Origin of the sequence: Streptomyces sp. NPDC090025 (genome assembly GCF_044748125.1) — a bacterium.
In the GTDB taxonomy this organism is placed as follows: domain Bacteria; phylum Actinomycetota; class Actinomycetes; order Streptomycetales; family Streptomycetaceae; genus Streptomyces.
Map to the genome: position 1 here is coordinate 76,278 of NZ_JBIVFL010000021.1, position 15,016 is coordinate 91,293.

15 protein-coding genes and 2 pseudogenes are annotated in these 15,016 nt (G+C 74.5%); 12 read left to right on the plus strand and 5 right to left on the minus strand.

Annotated features, from left to right (window positions below):
• Positions 1–48 precede the first annotated feature (48 nt).
• The 6 genes from ACIPXM_RS33235 (at position 49) to ehuA (ending at position 4,659) form a co-directional block, all read left to right on the plus strand.
• Complete coding sequence (locus ACIPXM_RS33235) at positions 49–477, plus strand: ectoine synthase (protein WP_401663250.1); 429 nt, start codon at positions 49–51, stop codon at positions 475–477.
• 83 nt (positions 478–560) lie between these two features.
• Positions 561–1,460, plus strand: a complete 900-nt coding sequence (thpD, locus tag ACIPXM_RS33240) for an ectoine hydroxylase (RefSeq protein ID WP_401663252.1) — start codon at positions 561–563, stop codon at positions 1,458–1,460.
• A gap of 35 nt (positions 1,461–1,495) precedes the next feature.
• Entirely contained in the window at positions 1,496–2,512 is a 1,017-nt protein-coding gene (gene ehuB / locus ACIPXM_RS33245; RefSeq protein ID WP_401663255.1) for an ectoine/hydroxyectoine ABC transporter substrate-binding protein EhuB, read from the plus strand.
• Positions 2,509–3,189 carry an ectoine/hydroxyectoine ABC transporter permease subunit EhuC gene (gene ehuC / locus ACIPXM_RS33250; RefSeq protein WP_401663257.1) on the plus strand — a complete coding sequence of 227 codons (681 nt, stop codon included), beginning with the start codon at positions 2,509–2,511 and terminating at the stop codon, positions 3,187–3,189. Before ehuB ends, ehuC begins: the two co-directional genes overlap by 4 nt.
• Positions 3,189–3,827 carry an ectoine/hydroxyectoine ABC transporter permease subunit EhuD gene (gene ehuD / locus ACIPXM_RS33255; protein WP_401663260.1) on the plus strand — a complete coding sequence of 213 codons (639 nt, stop codon included), beginning with the start codon at positions 3,189–3,191 and terminating at the stop codon, positions 3,825–3,827. Before ehuC ends, ehuD begins: the two co-directional genes overlap by 1 nt.
• Entirely contained in the window at positions 3,817–4,659 is an 843-nt protein-coding gene (gene ehuA / locus ACIPXM_RS33260) for an ectoine/hydroxyectoine ABC transporter ATP-binding protein EhuA (RefSeq protein WP_401663262.1), read from the plus strand. Before ehuD ends, ehuA begins: the two co-directional genes overlap by 11 nt.
• An 83-nt stretch (positions 4,660–4,742) precedes the next feature.
• Here ehuA and ACIPXM_RS33265 read toward each other — a convergent pair whose 3' ends face one another.
• A complete protein-coding gene (locus ACIPXM_RS33265; protein ID WP_401663396.1) occupies positions 4,743–5,549 on the minus strand; it encodes a SigB/SigF/SigG family RNA polymerase sigma factor in 807 nt (268 codons plus the stop codon).
• 329 nt (positions 5,550–5,878) lie between these two features.
• On the opposite strand from ACIPXM_RS33265, the gene ACIPXM_RS33270 reads away from it, so the two are divergent.
• Positions 5,879–6,313: an ATP-binding protein gene (locus ACIPXM_RS33270; RefSeq protein ID WP_401663265.1), complete on the plus strand. Its 435-nt coding sequence runs from the start codon at positions 5,879–5,881 to the stop codon at positions 6,311–6,313.
• 115 nt (positions 6,314–6,428) lie between these two features.
• On the opposite strand, the gene ACIPXM_RS33275 is transcribed toward ACIPXM_RS33270, so the two are convergent.
• Entirely contained in the window at positions 6,429–6,947 is a 519-nt protein-coding gene (locus ACIPXM_RS33275; protein WP_401663267.1) for an HPP family protein, read from the minus strand.
• A 147-nt stretch (positions 6,948–7,094) separates the two neighbouring features.
• Here ACIPXM_RS33275 and ACIPXM_RS33280 point away from each other — a divergent pair, with 147 nt between their 5' ends.
• The 5 genes from ACIPXM_RS33280 to ACIPXM_RS33300 all read left to right on the plus strand — a co-directional run bounded on the left by ACIPXM_RS33280 (position 7,095) and on the right by ACIPXM_RS33300 (position 11,882).
• On the plus strand, positions 7,095–8,090 hold the full coding sequence (locus ACIPXM_RS33280; protein WP_401663269.1) for an aldo/keto reductase family oxidoreductase: 996 nt from the start codon (positions 7,095–7,097) through the stop codon (positions 8,088–8,090).
• A gap of 75 nt (positions 8,091–8,165) precedes the next feature.
• Positions 8,166–9,008: an N-formylglutamate amidohydrolase gene (locus ACIPXM_RS33285; RefSeq protein WP_401663272.1), complete on the plus strand. Its 843-nt coding sequence runs from the start codon at positions 8,166–8,168 to the stop codon at positions 9,006–9,008.
• A gap of 67 nt (positions 9,009–9,075) precedes the next feature.
• Positions 9,076–9,336 carry a DUF6296 family protein gene (locus ACIPXM_RS33290; protein WP_401663275.1) on the plus strand — a complete coding sequence of 87 codons (261 nt, stop codon included), beginning with the start codon at positions 9,076–9,078 and terminating at the stop codon, positions 9,334–9,336.
• Positions 9,337–9,345: 9 nt separating this feature from the next.
• Positions 9,346–9,687 (plus strand): hypothetical protein, encoded by a 342-nt coding sequence (locus ACIPXM_RS33295; RefSeq protein ID WP_401663279.1) that lies wholly within the window; start codon positions 9,346–9,348, stop codon positions 9,685–9,687.
• A 164-nt stretch (positions 9,688–9,851) separates the two neighbouring features.
• Entirely contained in the window at positions 9,852–11,882 is a 2,031-nt protein-coding gene (locus ACIPXM_RS33300) for a protein kinase (RefSeq protein ID WP_401663281.1), read from the plus strand.
• A gap of 274 nt (positions 11,883–12,156) precedes the next feature.
• On the opposite strand, the pseudogene ACIPXM_RS33305 reads toward ACIPXM_RS33300, so the two are convergent.
• The 3 genes and pseudogenes from ACIPXM_RS33305 to ACIPXM_RS33315 all read right to left on the minus strand — a co-directional run.
• Positions 12,157–12,858: pseudogene (locus ACIPXM_RS33305) on the minus strand (chitosanase); the annotation flags it as partial.
• A gap of 105 nt (positions 12,859–12,963) precedes the next feature.
• Positions 12,964–13,389: pseudogene (locus tag ACIPXM_RS33310) on the minus strand (discoidin domain-containing protein); the annotation flags it as partial.
• Positions 13,390–13,628: 239 nt separating this feature from the next.
• Positions 13,629–14,996, minus strand: coding sequence for a carbohydrate-binding protein (locus tag ACIPXM_RS33315; RefSeq protein WP_401663284.1), 1,368 nt, complete (start codon positions 14,994–14,996; stop codon positions 13,629–13,631).
• Positions 14,997–15,016 lie beyond the last annotated feature (20 nt).

Here is a 15,016-nt window from a genome sequence, read left to right on the forward strand (position 1 = left end):
TTCCCGCAGCCATCGCGCACCCGTCACCGACGAGAGGAACCACCGCACATGATCGTCCGCAGCTTCGCCGAGCTGGAGAACACCGAGCGGCACGTCCGCGCCGCCTCCGGCACCTGGGAGTCCAAGCGCATCGTGCTCGCCCGCGAGCGGGTCGGCTTCTCGCTGCACGAGACCGTCCTGTACGCCGGGACGGAGACCTCCATGTGGTACGCGAACCACGTCGAGGCCGTCGTCTGCACGGCGGGCGAGGCCGAACTCACCGACGAGGAGACCGGCCGGACCCACCGGATCGTGCCCGGCACGATGTACCTCCTCGACGGCCACGAGCGGCACACCCTCCGGGTCAAGGAGGACTTCCGCTGCCTGTGCGTCTTCAACCCGCCGGTCACCGGCCGCGAGGACCACGACGAGAACGGCGTCTACCCGCTGCTCACCGAGCCCGAGCCGGAGCCGGAGCCGGGGTCCGAGCCCCGCTGAGCCGGACCGCACCCGTCCGGGCCCATGCCGGCCCGCCCCGCCCCACCCCGCTCCCTCACGAGTCGAGAAAGGCACCGCACGTCATGACCTCCGCCCCCACCCGTCCCGTCGACCTCTATCCCACCCGAGGCAGCGACGAGCTGCTGATCGGCCGCAAGGATCCCGTGGTGTGGTCCGAGCCCGGCACGCCAGGGCCGTTCTGGGCCCGTGAGCTGGACGACTTCGAGCGCGACGGCTTCGCCACGGTCGACGCCCTGGTGACCCCCGACGAGGTCGCCGAGCTGCGGGCCGAGCTGGACCGGCTCGTCGCCGACCCGACGGTCCGGGCGGACGAGCGGGCCGTGGTCGAACCGCGGTCCCAGGAGATCCGCTCGGTCTTCGAGGTGCACCGGATCAGCGAGGTGTTCGGCAGGCTCGCCGCCGACCCCAGGGTGGTCGGCCGGGCCCGGCAGATCCTCGGCTCCGAGGTGTACGTCCACCAGTCGCGGATCAACGTCAAGCCGGGCTTCGGCGCCAGCGGCTTCTACTGGCACTCCGACTTCGAGACCTGGCACGCCGAGGACGGACTGCCCCGGATGCGCACGGTGTCCGTGTCGATCGCCCTCACCGCGAACCACACCACCAACGGCAGCCTCATGATCATGCCGGGTTCGCACCGCACCTTCCTCGGCTGCGCGGGCGAGACGCCGAAGGACAACTACAAGAAGTCGCTGCGGATGCAGGACGCGGGCATCCCCTCGCCCGAGGCGCTGACCACGTTCGCCGACGCGTGCGGCATCCGGCACTTCACCGGCGCGCCGGGCTCGGCGACCTGGTTCGACTGCAACGCGCTGCACGGCTCGGGCGACAACATCACGCCGTACCCGCGCAGCAATGTGTTCCTCGTGTTCAACAGCGTGGAGAACGCGCCGGAGGCGCCGTTCGCGGCGCCGGTGCGGCGCCCGTCGTTCGTCGCCGCCCAGGACACCACCCCGCTGGGCTGACCACCCGCCACCCGTCGACCAGCGAGAGGAACCCCATGCCCCTGCCCCGTCCGATACGCCCCGGACCGCCCGGCGGTCCCGGATCGCCCGACGGCCCCGGCTCCCCCGGCCCGCGCGGCCCTCTCGACCGCCGGGGCTTCCTCGGGCGGTCCGCGCTGCTCGCCGGGGTCGCCGTCGCCGCGCCCGCCCTGCTCACGGCGTGCAGCCGCACCGAGGTGGGCACCGGCGCGCCGAAGGCGGACGCCGGGCTGCTCGCGAAACTCCGCGACCAGGGCCATGTCCGGGTCGGGTTCGCCGGGGAGGCGCCGTACGGCTTCCAGGACGGCGGAAAGCTCGTGGGCGAGGCGCCGACCCTGCACCAGGAGGTGTTCAAGGCCCTCGGGGTGCCCGAACTGCGGCCGACGCTCACCGAGTTCGGGGCGCTGATCCCGGGGCTGCTCGCCGGCCGGTTCGACGTGGTGAGCGCCGGGATGTCGATCACTCCGGAGCGGTGCGCCAAGGTGATCTTCTCGGCGCCGGAGTTCGTCTCGCCGACCGCCCTGCTGGTCCGGCGCGGCAATCCGAAGCAGCTGCGCGATCTGGTGTCCTGCGCCCGCGCCGGTGCCACGGTCGGTGTCCTGTCGGCCGCGGTGGAAGCCTCGTACGCCAAGGCGGCGGGGGTCCCCGACGGCTCGGTGAAGACCCTCGCCCGGCAGCAGGACGGCCTGGACGCGCTGCTCGCGGGCCGGATCGACGCGTTCGCGCTGACCGGGATCTCGCTGCGCTGGCTGGCCCGCACCAACCAGGGCGCGGCGGTGGAGGTGACGACGCCGTTCGTGCCCGAGGTGGACGGCGTGCAGCAGTGGAGCGCGGGCGGCGCGGTGTTCCGGCCCGGCGCGCGGGACCTGCGGGACGCCTTCGACCGCGAACTGACCCGGATCACCGGTGACCCGGCCCGCTTCGTCGGTCTGGTCGGCCGCTACGGCTTCACCGAGCGGGAGGCGCCGCCGCGCACGCTGCGCACCGCCGATCTTTGCGCGGGCAAGGCGCCGGAGGGTGCGGGGGCGGCGTGAGCGGGTTCCTGGAGGAGATCCGGCGGGCGCTGCCGCGGCTCGGCGAGGGGCTGCTCGTCACCGTGGAGGCCACCGTGCTGGGGGCGGCGCTCGCGCTGCTCCTGGCGTACGGCCTCGGGCTCGCGGCCGGGTCGCGGCGGCGGGCGGTGCGCGGCACGGCCCGGGTGGTCGTGGAGTTCTTCCGCGGCACCTCGCTGTACGTGCAGCTGTTCTGGCTGTTCTTCGCGCTGCCGATCCTCGGCTTCCGGCTGGAACCGCTGGCGTGCGGGGTGCTGGCGCTCGGCCTCAACTTCGGTGCCTACGGGGCCGAGGTGGTGCGGGGCGCGGTCGCCGCGGTGGCGCCCGCGCAGCGGGAGGCGGCGGTCGCGCTCGGCATGGGTCCGGGGCTGCGGCTGCGCCGGGTGGTGCTGCCGCAGGCGCATCCGCTGATGGTGGCGCCGTTCAAGAACCTGCTGGTGCAACTGCTCAAGGCGACCCCGCTGTTGTCGCTGGTGACGGTGCCCGACCTGACCTTCGAGATCGACCAGGTGCGGTCGGCGACGGGTGACACGGCGGCGGCGTATCTGCTGCTGCTCGTGGTGTACGGGGTGTTGGCGGGCGTTTTGAGCCTCGGGATGAACGCCCTTGAGCGGGCGGCGCGGACGCGGGTCGGGACCGGGACGGGCGGTGGTCGGTGATGGTGTGGGACGGAGCGGCGGCCTGGGACGCGCTGCCGGTGGTCCTCGCGGGCTTCGGGGTCACCCTGGTGGCGACGGTGGTGGGCTTCGTGGTGGCGGCGGTGCTCGGCCTGGTGCTCGCGCTCGTCGGACGGGCCGCGCCGCGCTGGGTGGCGGCCCCGGTGAACGGCGCCGCCGCGTTCGTACGGTCGACGCCGCTGCTGGTGCAGCTGTTCGCGGCCTGGGTGCTGCTGCCCGGTCTCGACGCGCCGGTGATCGGGGTCCTGGTGCTCGGCGCGCACTACGCCACGTACCTCTCGGAGGTCTACCGGACCGGCATCGACTCGGTGCCCAAGGGTCAGTGGGAGGCGTGCACGGCGCTCTCGCTGCCCCGCCGGCGGGTGTGGCGGGCGGTGGTGCTGCCGCAGGCGGTGCGCGCGGTGCTGCCGCCGCTGGGGAACTACGCGGTCGCCATGTTCAAGGAGACGCCGCTGCTCTCGGTGATCACGGTGCACGAGATGGTGCACGCGGCGAACACCTTCGGCAGCGCGCACTTCGCCTATCTGGAGAGTTTCACGCTGGCCGCCGCGGTGTTCCTGCTGGCGAGCTGGCCGACGTCCGTGCTGGTACGACGACTGGAGGCACGCCTTGCTCACTGAGCGCGCGACGAAGGAAGCCAGGAGCGGCACCACGGCCGCGGTCCGGTTCGACCGGGTGACGAAGCGGTACGGGGACCACACGGTGCTCGACGGCCTCGATCTGACGGTGGGCCGGAGCGAGCGGGTGACGCTGATCGGGCCGAGCGGTTCCGGCAAGACGACGATCCTGCGGCTGCTCATGACCCTTGAGCGGGTGACGGAGGGCGTCATCGAGGTGGGCGGCGCGCCGTTCTCGCACATGCCGGGGCGGGACGGCGGGGCGCGGGGGACGGACCGGACCGTCCCGGCGGCGGGGCTCGTACCGGCGAGCGAGCGGTATCTCGCGGAACGGCGGCGTGGGATCGGCATGGTGTTCCAGCACTTCAACCTGTTCCCGCACATGAGCGTGCTGCGCAATGTGATGGAGGCGCCGGTGCACGTCCTGAAGGAGGACCGGGACGAGGCCGCCGAGCGGGCCCGGGAGCTGCTCGGGCTCGTCGGCCTCGCGGACAAGGTCGACGCGCGGCCGACCCGGCTCTCCGGCGGCCAGCAGCAGCGGGTGGCGATCGCCCGGGCGCTCGCGATGCGGCCGGAGATCCTGCTGCTCGACGAGGTGACCTCGGCGCTGGATCCGGAGCTGGTGGCGGAGGTCCTGGACGTGCTGCGGGACGTGGCGCGGGACACCGACATCACGCTGTTGTGCGTGACGCACGAGATGGGCTTCGCGCGGGACGTCTCGGACCGGATCCTGATGTTCGACCAGGGCCGGATCGTGGAGTCGGGCCGCCCGGCCCAGCTGCTCGACGAGCCCGGGCACGAACGGACCCGGGCGTTCCTGCGCGCGGTGCGCTGAGGGACGCCCGGGTCGGCGGGGCCGTCGCTCGGAGCTTCGGAGCTTTCGTCCCGGTGGTCCTGCTACGCCTGGCCCGTCTCCTGTTACGCCTTGCCCGTCTCCGGGAGCATGCCCTCGCGGAGGCGGGCAAGGGCGCGGGCGAGCAGCCGGGAGACATGCATCTGGGAGACGCCGAGCCGGGTGCCGATCTCCGACTGGGTGCGCTCCTCGACGAAGCGGAGGTGGAGCAGCAGCCGGTCGCGTTCGTCGAGGCGTTCGACGAGCGGGGCGAGGGTGTGAAAGTCCTCGAAGAGTTCCAGCGCCGGGTCCTCCTCGCCGATGACGTCGACGAGCGCGGCGTCCGCCGCCTCCTCGTCGCCGTTGCCGAGGGCCGCGTCGAGGGAGGCCGTGTGGTAGCCGTTGGCGGCGATCTGCGCCTCGACGACCTCTTCCTCGGACAGGTCGAGCGCCTCGGCCAGTTCGGCGACGCGCGGCGCGCGGCCGAGCCGGGCGCCGAGTTCGTCGTTGGCCTTGGCGAGTTCGACCCGGGCCTCCTGGAGACGTCGTGGCACGTGCACGGCCCAGGTGGAGTCGCGGAAGAACCGCTTGATCTCGCCGACGATGTAGGGGACGGCGAAGGTGGCGAACTCGACCTCGCGGCTGAGGTCGAAGCGGTCGATGGCCTTGATGAGGCCGATGATGCCGACCTGGACGATGTCCTCCATCTCGTCGCCGCGGGCGCGGAAGCGGCCGGCCGCGTAGCGGACGAGGGAGGTGTTCATCTCGATCAGGGTGTTGCGGACGTACTGGTGGCCTTCGGTGCCCTCCTCGCGCACCGCGAGTTCCCGCAGGAACACCTTCGTCAGGGCGCGCGCGTCCCGCGGCGCGACCTCGTACGGAGCTTCGATCATGGGCAGGTCGCCGCTCGCTCCGTCTGCCACGGCCGTCGTCGTCGCCTCGACCCTCTCGGTCCGCACGGTGACAACCTCCTGTATCTCGCCGGACGTTCATCTGTGGCGGTTCGCCTACCCGCCCTCGCGGATGACACGCGTCCGGATCGGTGAGGATCGGTGAGGGAACTGCGAAGGCCGGGCGACGGGGCCGGGGCGGGGCCTGCGTGGGCCCGGACCCGGGGTTTTCGGGCATCTTTTCGGACGTACGGGGCAGGCGGGAGCTGCCGAGGACCGGCGCCGCCGGAGGAACCGGCAGGGCCGGACAGGATCGGGGAGAGGAGCCCGCCATGAACTCGAGGAACACCGCCGCCGCGGTCGCGGTCCGCACGCCCGCGGAGGCGCGCAGCTCCGTCCGGCGTGCGGTGAGCTGGACGTCGCCGGAGGTCGACGATCTGCTCCTGGTGACGTCGGAGCTGGTGACGAACGCGGTACGGCACGGGGGCGGGGTCACCGGCTTCGCGCTCGACGTGGGCCGGGGCAGCGTCACGGTCGCGGTCAGCGACGCGAGCCGCCGTCCGCCGCGGCGCCGGGAGGACGGCGGATTCGACCGGGGGCCCGGGGGTTACGGGTGGCCGATCGTGCTGCGGCTCGCGCGCGAGGTGTCGGTGGAGGTGGGCCCGCGGGGCAAGACGGTGCGGGCGGTGGTCGCGCTCGAGCGCGGTGCCGCGACGGTGACCGGCGCGGTGGCCGGGGCCGGGCCCGGGGGTGGCGCGGCCGGATGACATGGCCGGATGACGTGACCGGATGACGGCGACTTCGTATACCAGAAGCCCCGCTCGGGCCTCGCCCGCGTCGCGACCGGCACGCCGTCACCCGTACGCCGTCACCGGCGGGCCGTCACCAGTAGCTGGGGTACTTCGGCGCGCCCGGGCGGAGGCGGGAGACCGCGTACTCCAGGAGGACCAGGACGACGGTGGCGCCGAGGAGGAGCGGGACGAAGCGGGCCGGGGAGGGGGACTGGAGGACGACCACCACGGCGGTCGCGCAGGCCGGGGAGTGCGGGGTGCGGGCCAGGGTGGTCAGGGCGAGGGTCGCGCCCGCGGCCAGGGCTGCGGCCCAGGAACCGGGGCCGGCCAGGGCCAGGGTGGCGTAGCCCGCGGCGGCGGCGAGCAGGTGGCTGATGATGACGCTGCGCGGCTGGGACAGCGGCAGCGTCGGGGCGCTGTGGACGAGCGCGGCGCTGGCGGCGAGCGGCGGTATCAGGACCGGCTCGTGGATCACCGCGCCGATCCCGACGAGCATGAGGAGCCCGACCGTCACCGCGCCGACGCTGTGGAACGCGGCCGCGGGCGCCGGGCGGGCCGGGGCGCCGCCGGTGGTCCCGGGGCGGGTGCGGGGTGAGGTGTCGAGGGGCATACCGAGAGATTGTATACAAACTGTTGAAGCGGCGACGACCGGCCCCCTCGGCCCCCGTCCGCGCCCTGCCCCGCCGCCCCGACGCGCGGCGGGAACCCGCCCGCCCTCGCGCCCCTGCCCCGTCGCCGCCTGTGGCAGGGTGACCCCGTGACCTCGACCGAGACGAACGAACGTACCGGCTCCGCCGACGACCGCGTGATCCTCGGCTGCATGGGCCTGGGCGGGACCTGGGACACCGCGCCCTACTCCCCCGGCGACATCGACACCGCCGAGGCGGCGATCCAGGCGGCCCTGGAGAGCGGCATCAGCACCTTCGACCACGCCGACATCTACCGCAAGGGCAAGGCGGAGTCCGTCTTCGGCGAGGTGCTCGCCCGCACCCCCGGCCTGCGCGAGCGGATCACCCTCCAGTCGAAGTGCGGCATCCGGCAGGCCGAGGGCGACCTGCCCGGCCTGTACGACCTGCGCGGGCCGACCATCCTGCGCCGGGTCGAGGACAGCCTGACCCGGCTGCGCACCGACCACCTCGATCTGCTCCTGCTGCACCGGCCCGACCCGCTCGCCGACCCGGCCGAGATCGCCGAGGCCCTGGAGTCCCTGCACCGGCAGGGCCTGGTGCGCCGGTTCGGCGTCTCCAACATGAACGCCGCCCAGATCGCGCTGCTCCAGCACCACCTCGGGCTCCCGCTGGTCGCCAACCAGCTGGAGATGAGCCTGCACCGCCGCGACTGGGTCGAGGACGGCGTCCTCGTCGACACCCCCGAGTCGGCCGCCGTGGGCTTCCCCACCGGCACCGTGGAGCACTGCGTACGGCACGGGGTGCGGCTCCAGGCATGGGGGCCGCTGGCCAAGGGCCGCTACACCGGGCGCCAGGAGACCGCCGCCGACCACGAGACGGCCACGCTCGTCGCCGAGTTCGCCAAGGCCAAGGGCACCACGCCGGAGTCGGTCGTGCTCGGCTGGCTGCAGCGGCACCCCGCCCGGATCGTCCCGGTCATCGGCACCACCGATCCGGAGCGGATCCGCGCCTGCCGGGACGCCGCCACCGACGACGACGCGGGCACCGCGCGCGGCACCGCCCGGCTCGGGCACGAGGAGTGGTACCGCCTCTGGATCGCCGCCCGCGGCCACCGGCTCCCCTAGGTCGTCTCCGGAAAGTCCCGCCCCACCCCGTCGCAGTTTCCACATCTCACCGACCGGCCCGAGGAGTCCGCCCCCATGACCGACGCCCGCCACGACGGCGTCCGGGACGACACACGCGACGAGCACGGCGCGCCGTTCGCCGTGCTCGCCGGGAACCCGGACTCCCCCGTGCTGCTCCATGTGCCGCACTCCTCACGGGTGGTGCCGCCCGAGGTGCGGGCCGGGATCCTGCTCGGGGACGCCGAACTCGCGCGCGAACTGGACCACATGACGGACTCCCACACGGCCGAGATCGCCGCCGTGGCGGCGGCGTCGGCCACCACCGCGCCCTGGCGGTTCGTCAACCAGCGCTCGCGTCTCGTCGTCGACCCGGAACGCTTCCCGGACGAGCGCGAGGAGATGCTCGCGGCCGGGATGGGCGCGGTGTACACCCGGACCTCGCACCGCGCCGAGCTGCGCCCGGCCGGGTTCGACCCGGCACCGCTCGTCGCGCGCTACTTCGAGCCGTACGCGGAGGCGATGACCCGGGCCGTCGCGGACCGGCTCGCGGCGACCGGCCGCGCGGTCGTCGTGGACGTCCACTCCTACCCGACCGCGCCGCTGCCGTACGAGCTGCACGGCGACGGCGAGCGGCCGCCGGTGTGCCTGGGCACGGACGCCTTCCACACCCCGCCGGAGCTGCTGGCCGCCGCACGCCGGGCCTTCGCCGGGTTCGGCGGGGTGGGCACGGACAGCCCGTTCGCCGGGACGTACGTGCCGCTCGCGCACTACGGGCACGACGCCCGGGTGAGCGCGCTGATGGTGGAGCTCCGGCGGGACGGCTACATGACCGAACCGGGCGGCCCGGCGGGCCCGGGCGTGCGCACGCTCGGCATGGCCCTGGCGGCCCTGGTGGACGCGGTGACGGACGAGCACTGAGCCGGCGGCCGCCGGAACGGCCGGTGCGGGCCGGGTGGGGCCGGGCCCGCGGACGTAAACTGGTCCGATGAGCGTACGTCGGTACGAACTGGTCTTCTCGGACGGCGCGGGCGCGGCCCGCGACGCGGTCGTCGTCGCGCGCACCCCGGCCACCGGACCCGGCGGGCACCCCGTCTACGCGGACCCCACCGGCATCATCCGGGCGGAGATCAGCGACCGGGCCGAGGTACGGATCCTCGCCTCCGGCGGGCACCAGGAACGGCCACAGGGAGTGGTCGCCCGGGCACTGCCCGAAGGGCTGGACGGCTCTGTCGGTGAGGTCCCCTAAGCTTCCGGGGTGAGCACTTTCGAGCACCCTTCCGACGCCGCTTCCGACGAGTCCGCCCCGCGCTACGTGCGCGTGAACATCGAGCTCATCGCCGAGATCACCGATGAGCAGGCCCTCAAGGCCGCCGCCCTGACGCAGGTCAAGGACGACACCTACATGGACGACGAGGAGCGTGCCGAGGCCCTGGAGGCCATCGACATCGACCCCTCCGGTTCCCTCGCCCACTTCGTCGACCCGGTCGCGCTGCTCGGCAACGTCCCCGGTGTGGAGCTGGCCTCCGCCACCTGGGAGTCCGCGCAGACCGAGTACGACCCGGACGACGAGACCTGGGAGGAGCACGAGCTCGGCTGAGCACGAGCTCGGCGGGCCGGGTGACGGCGGTCCGGGAACGGCTCGCCGCCCGGCCGTCGTCCTCACCCCCGACGCGGCGGTGCTCGACCGGAGCACCGCCCGGCTGGTAGGAGATCCCTGCACGGGGTGAGCGCCCCGCGCGGTTCGTCTTGCGAGGGGGCACCATGAGGCCGCTGGAGGCAGGGGATCCGGAATCCGTCGGCGACGGCAGATACCGGCTGGTGGGGCGGCTCGGCCAGGGCGGCATGGGCGTCGTGTACCTGGGCCGGTCGCGGTCCGGCCGGGCGGTGGCCGTCAAGGTGGTCAGGCCCGAACTGGGCACCGACCCCGCCTTCCTGCGCCGGTTCGCCCGTGAGGTGGCCGCCGCGCGCCGGGTCGGCGGCTTCCACACCGCGCCGGTGGTCGACGCCGACCCCGACGCCCGCCCGGCCTGGCTGGTGACGGCGTACGTGCCGGGACCGACCCTGCGCACGGTGCTCGACGAGCTCGGCGCGCTGCCGCTCCCGACGCTGACCGTGCTCGCCGCCGGGCTCGCCGAGGCCCTGGAGGCGATCCACCGGGCCGGGGTGATCCACCGGGACCTGAAACCGGCGAACATCGTGGTCGCCGAGGACGGTCCCCGGGTCATCGACTTCGGCATCGCCCGGGCCCTCGACGGGGCCGACCCGGCCCTCACCCAGGCCGGTTTCCAGGTCGGCACGCCCGGCTTCCTGGCGCCCGAGCAGCTGACCGGCGGTGCCGTCACCCCCGCCGTCGACATGTTCGCGCTCGGTGTCGTGCTGTGCCAGGCGGCGGGTGCGGCACCGTTCGGCGACGCCTCGTCGGCGGCCTGGCCGTACCGGGTGGTCCACGAGGAGCCCGACCTCGAACCGGTGCCGGACGCGCTGCGCCCGCTGGTCGCCGCCTGCCTCGCCAAGGACCCGGCCCAGCGGCCCACCCCCACCGCCTTCCTGGCCCGGCTGACGGTCCACCACCCGCCGGACGGCGCCTGGCCGCCGGACCCGGCGACGCTCCTGGTGGCCGAGGTGCCCGAGCCGGTACGGGAGGACGCGCCGGATCCCGTACGGGAACCCCGCCCCGCCCCCGTACCGGAGCCGGCACCCCTCCCCGTACCGGAGCCGGAACCGGAACCGGAGACCGCGCCGCTGCCCGAGGCCACGCCCGGGGCGGCCACCGCGCCGCACCCGACCCCGCCCGGGCGTCGGCGGCGGCTGCTCGCGCTCGGCGCGCTGTCGGTGGTCGCGGCGGTGGCGGTGACCGTGGTGGCGCTGCGGCCGTGGGAGGGGGAGTCCGGGACGAGCGGTGGTCCGGGGGCGGGCAAGGGCAAGGCCACGGGGACGGCCCGTGGGGCGGAGCCCGCGGCGTTCCCGACGGCGCCGCTGCTCGTCCGGCAGGACACCGCGCCCGGCTGGCCGCGCGAGTGCCACGGCGTGATCGCGCTGCGGCCCGCAGCGCAGGACACCCCGCGCCGGCTGCTGCCCTCCGGCAGCTGTGACGTGCTCCCCCAATGGGCGCCGGACCGGAAGTCGTTCGCGTTCACCCGGGTGGCACCCGGGGGCGGGGCCGCGGTGTGGACGGCGCGCGCGGACGGCTCGGGGGCGCGGCGGATCGCGACGATCGCGGGCGGCCGGGTGTCGTGGTCGCCGGACGGCACACGGCTCGCGGTGCTGCGGACGCGGGACGGCGTGCAGCAGTTGTTCGAGGTGACGGTGGCGGACGGCTCGGCGCGGCAGCTGACGCACGGCACGGGCCGGGTGGAGGATCCGGCGTGGTCCCCGGACGGCGGCCGGATCGCCGTCTGTCTGGAGACCCGCGGACCGGGCACCTGGCAGATCCACACGGTCGACCCGGCGGCGCCGGACGAGGCCCCGGTCCTGGTCACCAGGCTGCCGCACCAAGCGCTCGACCCGGTCTGGTCGCCGGACGGGCGCACCTTCGCGTACACGGCGGGCGGGTACACGGATCCGTCCAAGGGGGACATCCGGCTGGTGGGCACGGACGGCGGGAACGACCGGCCGCTGGTCGGGACGGAGGCGCACGAGATGGATCCGGCGTGGTCGGCCGACGGGCGCTGGCTGGCGTTCGTGCGGGGGCCGTACGAGAGCCCGGTGGTGTGGGCGGTCCGCGCGGACGGCACGGGCGAACGGCGGCTGACGACCGGCGGCCTGCCCGAGGGGCATCCGGCCTGGCGCTGATGCGCGCGGGCCCGGGGGAAGCGCGGTGGGGGCCGCCCCCGGTCGCCGTGCGCGGTCGGAGCGATTCCGCGTACGGCGGGCCGGGTGCGGCCCCCACGAGGGGCGCGGTGCGCGCCGACGGCCGGACCACCCCATGCCCACTGCGCCGTCGGATCGCGCCGTACCGCGCCCGCGTCCCCGGGGGCCGCCGAGGCCCCACCGGCCATCGGCCCCCGGGGAACGGACTCACCGGATCACCGGCCGACCGGCTGAGCCGGCCGGTCGGCCGACCGGCTCAGCTGGTGATCGAGAACGTTTCCCCGTACACGCTCCAGTGCAGCGGCGTGTTGAGGTCCAGGTTGTTCTCGTTCAGGAAGCGGCGCTGGGCGGTGCTGACCCGGGTGGTGTCGCTGTGCGCCTCCTCCTTGCGCATCTCCTCCTCACGCGCGTCGAGGAACGCCTTCAGGTACGCCTTCTCGTCGCCGCCGCGGGACGGCGGGGTGGCGCGGGACAGGGCGACCGAGCGGATCGAGCGGAAGCCGTCCTCGCCGTGCATGACGGCCGCGTCGTAGTACGCGAACTGGCCGAGCGCGCGCAGGCCGTCGGCCTTGGCCTGGGCGAGCGCCGGGTTGAAGTAGACGCGGTCGCGCTCCGACTCCTGGGTCTGCTGGAAGACGGAGTCCTGGGCGGCCTGGCGCCAGGCGTTGACGAAGCCGGGGTCGAGGCCCTCGTGGGAGTCGGTCCCGTCGACGCGGCGCAGCGCCGGCAGGTAGGAGGCCAGCGGATTGCCGGGCTTCTTGGCGGTGTAGCGCTCGACCAGGTCGAGCATGTCGCCGGTGCCGGAGCAGAAGCCGACGATGCCGGCGGTGTAGCCGCGGCCGTCGCCGATGTCCTCGATGTAGGAGAACTGGGCGCGCCAGTCCAGCGAGGAGTTCTCGAAGGAGGAGACCAGCTTCATGGCGACCTCCTTCTTCTTCGGGTCGTCCAGGTTGACGCCCGAGGACGGCGGCGGGGTGGTGCCGCCGGTGCCGTACGCCTCGACCTCGTAGAGCGAGTAGCCGTACGCGGTGGCGCGCTTGGTGCCGAAGACGCGGAGGTAACGGCCGGTGCCGTCGACGGCGAGGTCGTCGGTGCCGCCGTCGCCGGTGGTGGTGGCGTAGACCTGGCGCCAGGTGGAGCCGTCGTCGGACAGTTCGACGCGGTACGCCTTGGCGTAGGCGGCCTCCCACTTGAGGACGACCCGCTTGACGGCGGTGCCCGCGCCGAGGTCGACCCGGAGCCACTGGTTGTCGACGCCTTCGGTGCTGGCCCAGCGGGTGGTGGTCGACCCGTCGACGGCCTTGGCCCCGGCGAGCGAGCTGGTCTCGTTCGACGAGGTGGTGACGGGACGGCCCTGGGCGAGGTTCCCGGCGGCGGCGCTGGCGCTGGGGACGAGACCGGTCAGGGCGGGGAGCAGGAGCCCGGTCGCGGCGGCGGCGACGAGGGCGGCGGTGCGGTGGCGCCGGAGTGCGTTGTTCGTGGGGGACATGTCACTCCACTTTCTCGGGCGGTTCCCGTGTTCGAAGGTGCGGACGGGGGGATTCCTTGGCCGAAAAACAGTTAGGAAAGCTTCCTAACTTGAGGCCCGGAGCGTATGGTCCGCGTCCGGATCGGCGCAAGGGGCCGGAAAGCAAAGGGAGTTGAAACTAGTGGGCGGGCACGCCGAACGGCGGCCGGGGTGGGATCCCGGCCGCCGTCGGTGGGTCGCCCCGGGTGGGGCGGGGCAGGTCAGAGGCGCTGCCAGAGCGCCGGTACGTTCGGGGGTTCCCAGCCGGTCTGCGCCTGGTGGCCCTGGAGACAGCGGTAGCTCGCGCCGCCGTACGTGACGGTCGCGCCGGACTGGTAGACGGTGCCCGCCTTCCAGGTGCCGCCGGGCTCGGGGTCGCCGGGGCCGGGGCCCGGGCCGGGGTCGGAGCCGGTGGTGCGCAGGGTCAGACCGTAGTTCTGCAGGATCGGGTTGAGCGGCTGGAAGAAGGTCGTACCGCCGCTGGAGCAGTTGCCGGAGCCGCCGGAGGTGACGCCCTGCGCCTGGCTGCCGGAGATGTACGAGCCGCCCGAGTCGCCCGGCTCGGCGCAGACCGTGGTCCGGGTGACCCCGGAGATGGTGCCCTCCGGGTAGGTGACGCTGGTGTTGTGCTGCTGGACGGTGCCGCAGTGCCAGCCGGTGGTGGAGCCCGAGCGGCAGACCGAGGCGCCGACGGGCTGCAGCACCGAGCCGGTGACCTGGACGTTCCCACCGGAGCCCTTGACGTACGGGGTGGCGGTCCAGCTGCTGTTGGCGGCGACCCAGGCCATGTCGTTGCCGGGGAAGACCGACGCCTGGAAGGTGCCCTGGGCGACCTGGTTGAAGCCGGTGGTGGCGGTGCCCGCCCGGCCGCAGTGCCCGGCCGTGGCGAAGCCCTGGGTGGTGCCGCGGGTGACCGGGAAGCCGACCGAACAGCGGCCGCCGCCCATGTAGTACGCGTCGCCGCCGCGCAGGTCGTACAGCGGGCGGGGCGCCGCCGCGGTGCGGACGACGGTCACCAGCGCGCGCGGCACGCCGGTGGCGGCGAGCAGCCGGGCCGCCGCGCCCGGGCGGCTCTCCTCGACGACGATGCGGTTGGTCCTGACGTCGACGTACCGCACGGGCGCGTCGACGCCCGCGGCCCGGTCCAGGGTGGCCTGGGCGCGCTCCAGGGCGGTGAGGCTGTGGCCGACGAGCCGGGCCCGGGCGCCGGTCGCGCGGATCGCGGGCAGGTCGGCGGCGCGGGTGGTGGCGACCGTGAGGGTCGCCGACTCGGCGCCGTCGACCCAGGCGCCCGCGAAGGTGCCGCCGAGGTGCTGACGGACCCGGGCGGCGGTGGCCCCGGCCTCGGCCTCGTGGGCGAGGCGGCTGAGCGCCTGGGTACGGTCCAGGCCCAGGTCGCGGCCCATCGCCGCGAGCAGTTCGGGCGAGGCGGCGGCGGTGCGGAGGGTCTCGGCGGCCGGGGTCTGCCGCGCGGTGGTCGGGGCGGGGGCGGCCGGGGCGGCGCTGGCGGGGACGGCCTGGGCGGCGGTCAGGGCGAGTCCGGCGGCGGCCAGCGCGGTGCCGACCGCGCGGACGGAGCGTCGGAGCATACGGGTCTCCTCGGTTTCGT